The sequence below is a fragment of the Cognatundibacterium curvum genome (genome assembly GCF_014284235.1).
In the GTDB taxonomy this organism is placed as follows: domain Bacteria; phylum Pseudomonadota; class Gammaproteobacteria; order Burkholderiales; family Burkholderiaceae_D; genus Undibacterium; species Undibacterium curvum.
On record NZ_JACOGD010000001.1, the window covers coordinates 1 to 12,810 of the forward strand.

General features: G+C 52.2%; 11 protein-coding genes. 6 read left to right on the forward strand and 5 right to left on the reverse strand.

What is annotated here, in order from left to right; translation table 11 throughout:
- Positions 1-518 (forward strand): hypothetical protein (locus H8K43_RS00005; protein WP_186901960.1); only part of this gene is annotated, 518 nt, incomplete at its 5' end.
- Between the two features lie 182 nt (positions 519-700).
- Here the strand turns inward: H8K43_RS00005 and pepF are convergent.
- Positions 701-2,569, reverse strand: a complete 1,869-nt coding sequence (gene pepF / locus H8K43_RS00010) for an oligoendopeptidase F (protein WP_186901961.1) — start codon at positions 2,567-2,569, stop codon at positions 701-703.
- 271 nt (positions 2,570-2,840) lie between these two features.
- On the opposite strand from pepF, the gene H8K43_RS00015 reads away from it, so the two are divergent.
- The gene (locus H8K43_RS00015) at positions 2,841-3,806 is read left to right on the forward strand and encodes a bile acid:sodium symporter family protein (RefSeq protein ID WP_186901962.1); all 966 of its coding nucleotides are present in this window, start codon (positions 2,841-2,843) and stop codon (positions 3,804-3,806) included.
- A gap of 47 nt (positions 3,807-3,853) precedes the next feature.
- Positions 3,854-4,651: a 2-oxo-tetronate isomerase gene (gene otnI, locus H8K43_RS00020; RefSeq protein ID WP_186901963.1), complete on the forward strand. Its 798-nt coding sequence runs from the start codon at positions 3,854-3,856 to the stop codon at positions 4,649-4,651.
- 75 nt (positions 4,652-4,726) lie between these two features.
- Here otnI and H8K43_RS00025 read toward each other — a convergent pair whose 3' ends face one another.
- Both H8K43_RS00025 and H8K43_RS00030 read right to left on the reverse strand, forming a co-directional pair.
- Positions 4,727-7,324: a collagenase gene (locus H8K43_RS00025; RefSeq protein ID WP_222610915.1), complete on the reverse strand. Its 2,598-nt coding sequence runs from the start codon at positions 7,322-7,324 to the stop codon at positions 4,727-4,729.
- Positions 7,325-7,969: 645 nt separating this feature from the next.
- The gene (locus H8K43_RS00030; protein ID WP_186901965.1) at positions 7,970-8,995 is read right to left on the reverse strand and encodes an NADP-dependent oxidoreductase; all 1,026 of its coding nucleotides are present in this window, start codon (positions 8,993-8,995) and stop codon (positions 7,970-7,972) included.
- A 283-nt stretch (positions 8,996-9,278) separates the two neighbouring features.
- Between H8K43_RS00030 and purU the strand changes: the two genes are divergently transcribed.
- Genes purU through H8K43_RS00045 form a run of 3 tightly spaced genes read left to right on the forward strand, consistent with a single transcriptional unit; the run spans position 9,279 to position 11,333 of the window.
- Positions 9,279-10,151, forward strand: coding sequence for a formyltetrahydrofolate deformylase (gene purU / locus H8K43_RS00035; protein ID WP_186901966.1), 873 nt, complete (start codon positions 9,279-9,281; stop codon positions 10,149-10,151).
- On the forward strand, positions 10,151-10,693 hold the full coding sequence (locus H8K43_RS00040; RefSeq protein ID WP_186901967.1) for a YaeQ family protein: 543 nt from the start codon (positions 10,151-10,153) through the stop codon (positions 10,691-10,693). Before purU ends, H8K43_RS00040 begins: the two co-directional genes overlap by 1 nt.
- A gap of 4 nt (positions 10,694-10,697) precedes the next feature.
- Positions 10,698-11,333 carry a hypothetical protein gene (locus tag H8K43_RS00045; protein ID WP_186901968.1) on the forward strand — a complete coding sequence of 212 codons (636 nt, stop codon included), beginning with the start codon at positions 10,698-10,700 and terminating at the stop codon, positions 11,331-11,333.
- Here H8K43_RS00045 and H8K43_RS00050 read toward each other — a convergent pair.
- Positions 11,316-12,008: a phytanoyl-CoA dioxygenase family protein gene (locus H8K43_RS00050; protein ID WP_186901969.1), complete on the reverse strand. Its 693-nt coding sequence runs from the start codon at positions 12,006-12,008 to the stop codon at positions 11,316-11,318. The two genes, H8K43_RS00045 and H8K43_RS00050, sit on opposite strands and share 18 nt — an antisense overlap.
- Positions 12,009-12,101: 93 nt before the next feature.
- Positions 12,102-12,773: an alpha/beta hydrolase gene (locus H8K43_RS00055; RefSeq protein WP_186901970.1), complete on the reverse strand. Its 672-nt coding sequence runs from the start codon at positions 12,771-12,773 to the stop codon at positions 12,102-12,104.
- Between the last annotated feature and the right edge of the window lie 37 nt (positions 12,774-12,810).

The window sequence follows — 12,810 nt, forward strand, 5'->3', positions numbered from 1 at the left end:
AGTTCCCTTGGCGTCATACCCTGGCAGGCAATGTTTCGCGTCTGATAGAGCTGGACAGTTATCAGGGCAATGGTGAGTTTGAAACCATCGCTGCCTGGGAGCTGTCGGTCTACCAGCAAGTCGCTGCGATGCGTGGTATTCCCGAGACTGCAATGTTCTGGTTCGAGGACAAGGCTGGGCAGCGTCATTACCTGTGGCTGGAATTTAATCTGCGTAAGCGGGCTGGACCTGAAGCCGATTTGCATGAGGTACGCGCAGCGTTTGATCAGTTGTACCCGGGACGGCAACTGGAAGACAACGCCTATCTGCCCGGGGACGACGATATGTCAGCGGTAGAGGTCACAGTGGGAGACGATCCGAATCAGATCACGGCAGCCCTGGTCAAGGGAACACACCGCATTCCTTTACCGGTAGGCCGGGTACAACGATTCGCGCTCAAACCCGGTGCCCACTGGAATGGTCAGGCCAGTCCTAAACCAGAGATCGTGCGCTTGTTTCAGACCGGGCCGGGGAATTAATCTGTATATCGCTTGCAGCATATCTGCGCTTACCCAATCTTTAGCTGTTTTTTAAACTGGAAAGCAGCGTCATGGTACAAACGCTGTGAACATGCAGCGACCAGCCATCCCCATGATGGAGCAGGCTGATCGCATCTATACCAAACCCAAGCTGCAATAAACTAAAACAAGCTGAAATTGCCTTAGCGCGCTTTTTTAGCCAGTATCCCTTCAATCTGATCCATGATGCTGTTCATGCGCTTGAACACCGCCTGATACGGGGCGGGTGAGGCGAGGTCGACGCCGGCTTGCTTCACCAGCTGATAGGGGTAGGCGGCGCCGCCGGTTTTCAGGATATTGAGGTAGTTGTCGCGCGCGCCTGGTGTGCCTTTCAACACTTCATCGGCAAACATCGAACCGGCAGCGATAGAGGTCGCGTACTGGAACACATAGAAGCGGGTGTAGAAGTGTGGGATGTAAGCCCATTCTGTGGTATACACCTCATCGATTTTCATGATGCCTTCCTGATCGCCATGGTAGCGTTTCAGAATGCCGCCATAGATCTGGCTCAGGCCTTCGCCAGTCAGGGATTCGCCTTTGTCGACCTTGGCATGGACTTCGCGTTCAAAGTCGGCAAACATGGCCTGGCGGAAGAAAGTGCCACGCAGGTTTTCTAATGCGGAACCCAGATACAGCAGGCGTTCATCATCCGATTTTGCGATTTTCAGCATGTGATCGAGCAGGAACACTTCATTGGTAGTGGAAGCGATTTCTGCGGTGAAGGTCGGGTAGTCTGATGTGATGAAGGGTTGCGCCTTATTCGCCAGATAGGAGTGCATCGCGTGGCCCCATTCGTGGCCCAGCGTGGAGAGCGACTCGTAATCATCGTTGTAATTCAAAAGGATGTAAGGGTGCACCTCATAGCCAGCGCCGGTCATGTAAGCGCCTGAGCGTTTGCGCGCGCGCGGGTAGACATCCATCCAGCGTTCGGTAGTCGCCTTGCTCATCGCCTTGGTGTAATCCTCACCCAGTGGCTTGACCGATTCCAGCATGTATTTCACGCCGTCAGTGATGCTGTATTTGAAGTCGCCCGATACCAGCGGCGGATAAATATCGTAGTAGCGCAGATCGTTTACACCCAGCATACGTGCACGCAGCTTGAAATAGCGGTGCAGGGTAGGCAGATTGGCCTGGGTCTGGCTGATCAGGGTGTCATACACCGCGCGCGGCAGATTATTGGCATCGAGTGCATGGGTCAGCGAATCCGGATAATTTCTGACCTTGGCATAGGTGCTGTCTTTTTTGAGTTGCTCATAAAACGTCACGCCATAGCTGCGTTCAAATTCCTTCCATTTGCCCCAAAACGCATCAAACACCAGCTTGCGGTCAGCACGGTTCGACGCGGCGCGGTATTTGGTGTAGGCCGCCTGGTCGATCACGACTTCTTCGCCATTCGATAATTTAACTTTAGGCCAGGGCATATCGGCATTCGACAGCGTGGAGTAAACCGCGCTGGCGGTGCCGGTTGCCATACCGAAGGTGGCGATCAACGCTTCCGACTTCTGATCCAGCGTGTGTTTGGCACCGCGCAGGATGTCATTGAGCGGGTGGCGGTAAATGCTCAGGGATTTATCTTTAGCCAGGAAGCCATCGATTTTTTTTGCGCCCAGGCTCAGCACTTCAGGGCGGATAAAGGAACTGGCTTCTTCAAATTTACTACCCAGGATGTCGGCGGTCTGCGCCAGATCCTGACCGGCGTTATTGCCAGTGTCCTGATCGCGGAATTGGGCGGCGTAGGTGCTCAGACGTGCATAGCGTTTTGCGATATCGGCATACAAGTCCATGCAGGATTTGAATTTCGGCAGTGTGTCGCCCAAATGGCCGCTGCAAGTCTGCAGTTGCGGCAATTGCGACTCCAGTTTTTTTGCATCGATATCCCAGGCTGCGCGATCCTGATACAGGTCTTGCAGATTCCAGCGATAGGCTTCGGTGTCATTCGGATGGTTGGCGTAGCTGCTGACAGGGAAGGCAAAGGCCAGGCCGATCAGTGCGGCTATCAGATTTTTTTTCATGTGGTCTCCAGTGTTGTAGCGTGCAAGCCGGGCAGCCTGCAGTCATGCATGATGCAAGGCCTGAAAATATACCGCGAACGCTGCGCTAATCCTAAGAAAAACCGGGTGCTTCAAGGCGTAAAAACAGAATTCCATAGAATCTTTGGCGAGCTGAAGGCGCCTGCTGTTTTTATATGAAAATTCCTTGCTGGGAGCTGGAATTCTTTGGTTGGCAAGTGGGATGGATGTCGCTTTCCGGTACAATCCCAAAACTCAGACTGCAGAATTCATCATGAAACACTTCCGTTTTTCTCCTGACCCGATGACCATGATGTTATTGGGGATGATAGCGCTGGCCAGTTTTTTTCCGGCGACCGGCGCTTATGCCCTGGCGTTTGACCGCTTATCGACGCTGATGATCGCTGTGCTGTTCTTCATGCACGGCGCACGTTTATCACGTGAAGCCGTGGTGGCTGGCATGATGCACTGGCGGCTGCATCTGCTGGTATTGGGCATTACCTTCGTGCTGTTCCCAGTACTGGGTCTGGTTTTGCGGCCGGTGCTGGAGCCGCTGGTGACACCAGAAATTTATTTAGGCATCCTGTATCTGTGTGTGCTGCCGTCTACGGTGCAGTCTTCAATCGCTTTTACCTCTGTCGCGCGTGGCAATGTTTCGGCTGCGGTATGCAGTGCTTCGGCCAGTAATATTCTGGGCATATTCATCACGCCTGTGCTGGTCAGTCTGATCGTGAAATCTGGATCAGGTGTGCCTTTTTCCTGGGAGCCGGTGCTGAAGATTGTGGTGCAGCTCTTGCTGCCTTTTGTTGCGGGTCAGTTGTTGCGTCCCTTGATACGGCAATGGGTGGACCGCTGGTCGGGTGCGCTCAAAAAGCTGGATCAGAGTTCGATTTTACTGGTGGTGTATGTGGCTTTTGGCGAAGCGGTGGTGCAGGGCATCTGGCAGCGTGTACCGCTGACGATGCTGCTGGTGATACTGATGATCAGTGCACTGCTGCTGACCATCATTATGCTGGCAACGACCTATGGCAGCCGGCGGCTTGGATTTTCTAAGGAAGATGAAATCACTATCGTATTCTGTGGCTCGAAAAAAAGTCTGGCCAGCGGTGTGCCTATGGCCAAAGTGTTGTTTGCAGGCGGCTCGGCCGGTTTAGTTTTACTTCCTATTATGTTGTTTCATCAGTTACAGTTAATGGTCTGTACTGTGTTGGCGCAGCGGTATGCCAATCGGAAAAGCTGAGCGGACAATCTCTTCCGTTCTCAGTCAACTCACTTAAGGATAGAAGCATGCCTCAGTTCGCCGCCAACCTCAGCATGATGTATCAGGAATATCCCTTCTTGCAGCGTTTTGCCGCTGCTGCGCAGGATGGATTCAAAGCGGTTGAGTATCTGTTTCCCTATGAATTTGATGCGCAGGAATTGCGTGATGCACTCGATGCATCGGGCTTGCAGCAAGTCTTATTCAATGCACCGCCGGGTGACTGGGCCGCTGGTGAGCGCGGTATTGCGGCTTTGCCCGGACGCGAGGCCGAATTCAGACAGGGCTTTGACCTGGCACTTCGTTATGCCGAAGTGTTGGGTAATCCGTTCATTCATGTGATGGCTGGTATCGTCGATGTGCAGCAAGACCCTGAGCGTTGCCGTGCGGTGTATCAGCGCAATCTCGCGTATGCGGCATTACACGCTGCACGGCATGGGAAGATCGTCTTGATCGAGCCGATTAATACCCGCGATATGCCAGGCTATTTTTTGAATTTGCAGGAAGACGCACAGCAAATCTGCCATGAAATCGGCGTCGAAAATCTGCAGCTTCAATTCGATATTTATCATTGCCAGATCATGCAGGGCGATGTGACGACCCGCATGCTGGAAGGCTTGCGACGTCAGGTCGGCCAGATCGCGCACATACAGATCGCCGGGGTGCCGGGACGGCATGAACCTTCGCTGGGAGAATTGAATTATCCCTATCTGTTCGCGCAACTGGATGCGGCGGGCTATGCGGGTTGGGTCGGTTGCGAATACCGTCCGGCGGCTGGCACCTCAGCCGGGTTGGACTGGCTGCGACCTTACTTAAAGCGTGACTGAAGCGCTTACTGCGATCTAAGCATGGGCGACAAAGCCCCGGCACTGCGGGCTTTGTCGCTTTCAGCGGGTTTATATTCAGTATTGCGTTGTGACTTTCAGACCCGAGAACTTAGTCACCCCATATAAGCTGATATAGATGTAACCGGCAGGCGGGTTGTTGATGATCACGCTTTCATTGTTACCCGGATTGACCGAGCTCGCATTGTAGTGGTCGCGTGAAGGCCAGCTGCCATTGGTGCTCACATACATATCCGCATTGCCGGTTCCGCCACTGGTGCTGATGGTCAGTTTGGTGGTGCCAGCCGGTACGCTGAGATACAGATAAGCGTAGTCGCCTGCCACACTGCTCACATTGCTGCGGCTGCAGTTTTTTCCGAGTGCAGCAGCGCTACCCGGGCATTCTGGTAAGTTTCCTCCGTTGCTGAGATTGATGGTTGTTGAGACTTTACTGCTGTCGCCCGCATTGTCTTTTACCGTCAAAGTAACCGTGTAACTACCCGGATTGCTATAGGTTTTCGAAGGGTTGCTGGCGCTGGAGCTGCTGCCATCGCCAAAGTCCCAGCTACGGCTGACGATGCTGCCATCACTGTCGGTCGAAGTATCGCTGAAACTGACGCTCAGGCCATTGATGCTGCTATTGAATGCGGCTAGCGGTGGTTTGTTTGCCGGTGGCACGGTTGAGCTGCATTGCGGTAAAGAGCCATTGTTCACGCAAGGCAGCCATGCGCTGAAGTCGGCATCCAGCGTGGTGTTGATGCCATTCATGTAGCTGGTGTAGGCGCTGTAATTCCCTGGCCGGAAATAGGAATTCAACAGCGTGCTGACCCGATTGCGCTGTTTCTCAAACATATAGCGTACTGCCAGATAACCCCAGTTATACACTCTGGTCTGGCCGGACGAATAATCGTTGTTGAAAATCTGACTCAGTTTATAGGCGCCGCTGGCTGCCTGAGTTTTAGCGTCGTTGTAATCGAGCTTACGATACGAGTAAGACATATACTCCGCAAAACCCTCTATCCACCAGATAGAATTGACACTGACGGCCGCATTGAAATCACCAGACATATTGAAACGCCCATCCAGGTAATGGATGTATTCATGGGTCAGATTCCAGATTTCAAAAGCAGGCAGCTTCCATTCGGCCTGGTAAGCGATAAAACGTGCCTGGTTATTCGCGGCGGAAGGATCACCTTCCAGATACATGCCGCCGTTATTGGTATCGATGCCAAAAATTGCACCGGCATAGGTGGCGTAGGATTTACTGCTATTGAAAATCACCATTTCCAGCTGCTTGTTATTGTCATTCGCAACCGGCACATTGCCAGACTGTACCTGCTGATGGAAATACGACTCTTCACCGCCGACGATGCTGCAGGCTTCCTGCAGTTGTGCGCTGGTCAGCGACTGTGCTTTGAGTTTCAGTGTCGGGGAGCAGCTATATCGTACCGGCAGCACATTGCTGTCCAGCGTAGACTGGAAATTACACAGATTGTAGTAAGCGCAATTTGCCTTATCGTAGTAATCGACCATTTCACCAAGCCCAACCCAGACAGCTGCAGTGCTACCCGTCACATTGCTACGGTCGAGCATGGTTTTTACGCGGGATTTGGCCAGATTTTTTAATGCGCCGCCTTCGCTATATTGCAGAAAGCGCGCCATTTCACGGCCTGCATTGGCAACCAGATAGTCGTTATCTGTCCCTAGCAAACCGAAGTTCGCATTCATGAAATTGTAGAGGCTGTCCACGATAGCAGGGTCAGACTGCACCAGCGACTTGAAGTCGGCATTTTGGTGCCCGCGAAACAGAACAGTGAATGCATTGTTGACAGCACTGCGCATATACCAAAAATTGAGGAAGCTGCTATTCAGGCTCAGCATGCGTTTGACCGCCGTGTTCAGGTAGCGTGCGTTCTCAGTTGCGCTGTCTATCAGGGTGATGAACTCAGACAGAATTTCACCGTGTACGTCATTAATCAGCGCAAAATTCGGATTCTTGATAAATGCATCTAAGGCTGCGCGTATCGCTGTCTGCAGATTCGTGCCATAGCTGCCCACTGCTGTATCGTAAAACTGCACATAGTAACCCGCACGCAAAAACATCACCATTTGCAATGCGCTACCCGTATTGCTGCCGTTATAGCTGGCCGCTTCGCTTTCAAACGCTTTGGCAATCGTGACCATTTGCGCTTCTTTAAAAATGGCATACGCCTGAGCGCCACTGACGCCGAATAAATCATTGATGCAAGCTGAGCTTGAGGACTTCACCAGACTTACCAGTGCGGCTCCGCTTGCCGAGGCAAACGCATTGCGATCACAGGCCGCCAGTGCTTTGTCCAGTGTTAAACCACGCGATGACTTGGCCAGTTCAGCTTTGGACAGATTCGTGCTCAAGGACGAGGGGCGGTTTGGAACAGCCGGCTGGTCTGCGCTGCCATAGCTGGTACGGGCGTTGATCTGGCTGGCCTGTTGCGGTGCACGTTCGGCAGCAGTGTAGGATTTTTTCTGGTGGTGCTGGCTGGAAGCCTGAGACTCCAGGCTGGCGGTTTTTTTGACTGGCGGGGATAGCTTGTCCTGAGCGTCAGTCGCATGACTTTCTGAAGCAAGCAGCGCGCCGCTGATCGCTGCGCAGGAAATAAGTAAACGGGGTAAGGCGGTGGAAAGATAGCGTTTCAATTGAGTCTCCTTTATTGGCATGGATGCTTGGTAGTTTGTCCATGACGTGTAGATGCTTAACTGTTTTGCACATCGTTGAAGCCTGTCAGTGTCCTCCTTGAGGTGAGTGGGTAAAATGAATATTTGTTTGTTTTTATTCGGAATGGCAGAGCTGAATTTTCTAATTATTATTTATTTGATACCAACAACCATGATTTAGGCATTAAAAATAGTAAATAAAGCAATAATTTCAAGAAAAAATTTGCATTGGTGCAATGATTAAATATATTTATATCAGATTTGCGAAAAGTCAAATATATTTAGCGTGCAAACCTAAAGAGCGTAGGGTGGGCAAGCCGTGCTCTTTTCAGCGCTTGTGACTGGTTTTTGTCATCGCGTTTGCAGACCGCAGGACAGAAAATAGCCTTGTAGCTAATTCAGGTTTGAGCCTTGAAGCTGCAGCGGCTGGCTGGTCTGAACCAGCCTTGCAAAAGAGATGGAGTCAGTGAGCCGGAGATAGCGATGGGGCGCTGATGTAGTGACAGGCGCGCTAAGCGCATACGCTGTATATGGATGAGGCAGTGCTGGTAAGTGGAAGAGCCGGCATCAGCCAGCTCCTCCAGTCCCTCCCGTTTTTGGTCGGCAGTTTATTTGCGGCTATCTGCTTTATTCTTCCGAGACTTGCAGTATCAGTTTGCCGAAATTTTTACCTTCAAACAGCATCAGCAGGGCTTGCGGGAACTGTTCTAAGCCTTGCACGATATCTTCGCGGGTATGGAATTGTCCCTGTTGCATCCAGCTGCCCATTTCAGCAACGGCTTCTGCATAGCGGCTCGCATAATCAAATACCACGATGCCTTCCATGCGTGCGCGGTTGACCAGTAAAGACAGGTAATTGGCCGGACCTTTGACCGGCGTGGTGTTGTTGTACTGGGAAATCGCGCCGCAAATGATGATGCGTGCTTTCAGGTTGATGCGGGTCAGCACCGTATCAAGAATGTCACCGCCGACGTTGTCGAAGTAAATATCCACGCCATTCGGGCAATGTGTTTTGAGTCCTTCTTTGACTGAGCTGTTTTTATAGTCTATGCAGGCATCAAAACCCAGTTCATTGACCACGAAATCACACTTCTCTTTGCCGCCTGCGATGCCCACCACGCGGCAGCCTTTTTGTTTGGCGACCTGGCCTACGGTTTGTCCTACCGCACCGGCGGCACCCGATACCACCACGGTTTCGCCCGCTTTAGGTTGTCCGACATCGAGCAAGCCGAAATACGCGGTCATCCCCGGCATACCCAGCGCATTCAGAAATTTTGGCAGTGCCGCCAGCTTCTTCGAGACCGGATAAAAAGCCGCGTGTTTGTCGCTGGCATCGCCTATCCAGTATTCCTGCACGCCGGTTCCGCCTGATACATAATCACCGGCTTTAAAACGTGGCGATTTGGAGTCAACCACCTGGCCGATGCCGCCCGCACGCATGACTTCACCGATGGCAACCGGGCGGATATAGGATTTACCTTCGTTCATCCAGCCACGCATGGCTGGGTCCAGCGACAGGTAAATGGTTCTGACCAGGATTTCGCCGTCCTGCAAGTCGCGCAGCGGCTCTTCGGTGAATTGCCAGTCGCTGGCTTGTGGTAAACCGACCGGGCGGGCAGCCAGACGGATTTGGTGGTTGATACGTTGGTTCATGTTGTCTCCGTTTTTTTAGGGGGATATCAGCGTGCACGTGCGGTGCGGATGAATCTCTTTTTTTGTCGCCGCACACAATATACATCAAATCAGAATAAATAGAACGATCGTACTTTTTAAATTTTTTTGATGAATCCAGATTTTGTCAGTGCCGCCAGCCTTGCCCGGCCTGAATAAAAACGCGTTCTCATGCGACAATGCACACTTTGCTGTTTGCAGAAATATCCGAATATTATTTGAAAACCCTATTCATCCGAATAGCCGAACCAACGAAAAATCGAAAATGAGTCAAAAACCTGAATTTATCCTGACCTTGTCCTGTCCCGATCAGCGTGGCATCGTGCATCGCGTCTCCGGCTTACTGAGTCAATATGCATGCAATATCATTGACTCAGCCCAGTTCGGCGATGCACAATCCGCCAGCTTCTTTATGCGTGTGCATTTTGCGGCAGAAGATGACAGCGCGAGTCATGCTAATTTGCATGCGGCATTTGCCGGACTGGCGCAGGAACTGGGGATGGAATGGCAGTTACATGACGCACATCATAAGCCGCGTGTGATGATACTGGTGTCACGTATAGGCCACTGTCTGAATGATTTATTGTTCCGTCATAAAAGCGGTTTGCTGCCGGTAGATATACGCGCCATCGTGTCAAATCATCCGGATTTTTACCAACTGGCCGCCAGCTATAACATTCCTTTCCATCATTTGCCCTTAGCTGCCGGGGCGCCGGAAGGTCTCAAGCGTGCGCAGGAAAAAAAGATACTGGAAATCGCTGAAGCGCAGGATGTAGAACTGGTTGTGCTGGCGCGTTATATGCAGATCCTGTCACAACAGATGTGTGAAGATCTGAAAGGCCGCGCCATCAATATCCATCATTCTTTCCTGCCCAGCTTTAAAGGAGCGAAACCGTATTACCAGGCGCACGAACGCGGCGTGAAGCTGATCGGCGCGACCGCGCATTTTGTCACCAGCGATCTGGATGAAGGTCCAATTATTGAGCAGGATGTGGCGCGGGTTGATCATGCGATGGGGCCGGAAGAACTCACCGCAATCGGGCGTGATGTGGAGTGCGTCGTGCTGGCACGCGCAGTCAAGTGCTTTGTGGAGCACAGAATTTTAGTTAACGGACATAAGACAGTCGTATTCAAATAATGGCATTAAAATCGATCATTTATAAAGCAGAACTCAATATTTCTGATATGGACCGCGGCTACTACGCGGATCACAACCTGACCATCGCAAGACACCCGTCGGAAACCGATGAACGCATGATGGTGCGGGTATTAGCCTTCGCGATTCATGCCGCAGAAAGGCTGGAATTCGGTAAAGGGATTTCGGATACAGAAGAACCCGATTTATGGGAAAAGGACTATACCGATGCGATCCAGACCTGGATAGAAGTCGGCCAGCCGGATGACCGCCGCTTATTAAAGGCTTGCGGCCGTTCTGATAAGGTGTATGTGTACAGCTATGCCAGTGCCAGCGATGTCTGGTGGAAGCAGATGAACAGCCGCTTAGACCGCGCGAAAAATCTGTGCGTCAGAAATATCCCGTCCGAACAAAGTCAGGCACTGGAAAAACTGGCACAACGCACCATGCAATTGCAATGCACGATACAGGATGGTCAGATCTGGCTGTCAGCCGGTGAGATATCGGTACAGATCGATGTGGAAACGCTGAAAGACTTTAGCTGATCCTATGCGTACACGCTGGCCAGCCAGACAGCATGGAGCACATGTGCTCATCCTGTTCTTGCTGGGTCTGGCACATTCAGGACTGATCGCTCTTTTGCTGCGCAGTCAGTTTGAGCCTTTGCGCTCTGGCTCCGCGACGCAAAGCCAAATCATGCAGCTGCTCTTGTCACCTGAGCCGCGTCAGCGCACGCTGACTGCACGCGACCCGGAGCAGCCAACTCTGCCAACTCAGTCACAGTCAGCCGGGCGGCGCCTGAGTCGCGCTGTATCGGCATCTGCATCCACATCTGCTCAGATCACCAATACAAATAACACCAGCAAAGCCAGCAATTCTGAATTAGCAGGCGATATTCAGCCAGCTGAACCAGCAGCACTGGACCTGCAAATTCGGCGTGACTGGCTGGTTCAGGATAAAGCCACGCCACAAGAGCTGGTGCGTAGCGATCCGCGCGCCAATTCAGTTAAACCTACACTTAGTGAACAATTTGCACTCAGACTCGGAACCCTGGAATGCGTTTTTCAGGAGCGCCTGCCCGATGGCCGCATCTATCGCGGCCCCGGCCGCTGGATCACAGTGCAGAACTTGCATAATGCGGTCAGTGGCGGTACTGGCAGTACGAAATTATGTGTGCGCTATTGATGGCATGCGCTCTGCCCACTGTAAGGGAAAGGGCAGTGAGGCTGCACTCATTTCAAGATGCAGAATTCGCCTTTGCTGACAGAGTCTGGATTTATCTGACGCATGTAGTAGCAAAGGCCGCATCAGTAATACATCGCCAGCCTGCAGCTCGCAGTAGTGACTTTGGTCAGCGGCGCTGCGCTGGCTGATTTCTTCCAGTGTCAATTTCCCTGCCTGATGACTGCCGGGGATCACCTTCAGTGCGCCATTATCCCGGTCGCTATCGTTAAGTGCGAAGCGCCAGGTCAGCATACTATTGAGGATATCTGCCGGTGGCTCCACATGAAAAATACCATTTTTCTGCGTCCATTTTTGATAGTCCCTCAATCTGGCTGAAGATGTATTGACGCAAATAGTCTTATCCTGGTGCCAGGGAACCAGCCAGTTGTGTGCTGCATTTTTATTGAAAAACAGACTGCGTACCGTGCTCGCTGCGCTCAGACCTAGCACGCTAAGCACCGCATGCATTGCTGAAACCGGAAGTGCAGCCTGAATTGCCGGATACTGTTGCAGCACTTGTCTGACGCCATACTGTTCCTGAATAGCAGTGCAGGCAGAACGTAAGGCTTCAAGTTCGGTAGAGTTCAGAAATTTTCTGAGAATGAAGTAGCCCTTTGCATGCAATTCCGTTTGCATGCTGGCTGAGCTGTGCTGAGAAATCATGTCTGAAGTGAGGTGCAGATAAGCGCAAAGCGTCTCTGGATGCCTTGCGCATATCCTCTAATCAGCTCAGTCTGCCAACACCTTAGTCAGCCAGTTGCCGATATCGACGATTTCTTCCGCGCAGACGGAGTGTGGCATCGGGTAGGTGTGCCATTCTATCTGGTAGCCGCATTGTTCCAGCAACTGACGCGATTGTTCTGCTCGCTGCAGAGGAATCACGGGATCAGCTACGCCGTGCACCAGGAATATCGGCGTATTCTGGTTAGCAGGGTGACGCTCGGCAGCGATGTGCGCGCTGAGTGGCACATAGCCCGACAAGCACAGCATGCCGCCCAGTTGCTGCGGGTAGCGCAAGCCAGTTTGTAAGGTCATGGCGCAGCCTTGTGAGAAACCAGCCAGGATGATGCGATGCGCAGGTATGCCGCGCTCGATTTCTCTGGCGATCAGTTTTTCTATTTCACCTTGTGACTGACGCAGGCCAGCTTCATCTTCACGTCTTGCGATGTCGGTGCCCAGTATGTCGTACCAGGCGCGCATGACGTAGCCGCCGTTGATGGTGACTGGCATGGTTGGCGCATTCGGAAACACAAAGCGGATGGGCGGACAGGCGCGCAAATCCAGCTCTTTGACGATAGGGACGAAATCATTGGCGTCCGCACCCCGTCCATGCATCCAGATGATGGAGGCAGTTACTTGCGGGGCGCTTTCCAGTTCTATGGTGGTCAGGTATTGGCTCATGACAGGCTGATGCTCAGTTTAAGTGTTAACGCGGTGT

Bases quoted from the DNA above. Each gene is read 5' to 3' on its own strand.
- pepF (WP_186901961.1), bottom strand. From the start codon at position 2,569: ATGAAAAAAAATCTGATAGCCGCACTGATCGGCCTGGCCTTTGCCTTC.
- H8K43_RS00015 (WP_186901962.1), top strand. From the start codon at position 2,841: ATGAAACACTTCCGTTTTTCTCCTGACCCGATGACCATGATGTTATTG.
- otnI (WP_186901963.1), top strand. From the start codon at position 3,854: ATGCCTCAGTTCGCCGCCAACCTCAGCATGATGTATCAGGAATATCCC.
- H8K43_RS00030 (WP_186901965.1), bottom strand. From the start codon at position 8,995: ATGAACCAACGTATCAACCACCAAATCCGTCTGGCTGCCCGCCCGGTC.
- purU (WP_186901966.1), top strand. From the start codon at position 9,279: ATGAGTCAAAAACCTGAATTTATCCTGACCTTGTCCTGTCCCGATCAG.
- H8K43_RS00040 (WP_186901967.1), top strand. From the start codon at position 10,151: ATGGCATTAAAATCGATCATTTATAAAGCAGAACTCAATATTTCTGAT.
- H8K43_RS00045 (WP_186901968.1), top strand. From the start codon at position 10,698: ATGCGTACACGCTGGCCAGCCAGACAGCATGGAGCACATGTGCTCATC.
- H8K43_RS00050 (WP_186901969.1), bottom strand. From the start codon at position 12,008: ATGCAAACGGAATTGCATGCAAAGGGCTACTTCATTCTCAGAAAATTT.
- H8K43_RS00055 (WP_186901970.1), bottom strand. From the start codon at position 12,773: ATGAGCCAATACCTGACCACCATAGAACTGGAAAGCGCCCCGCAAGTA.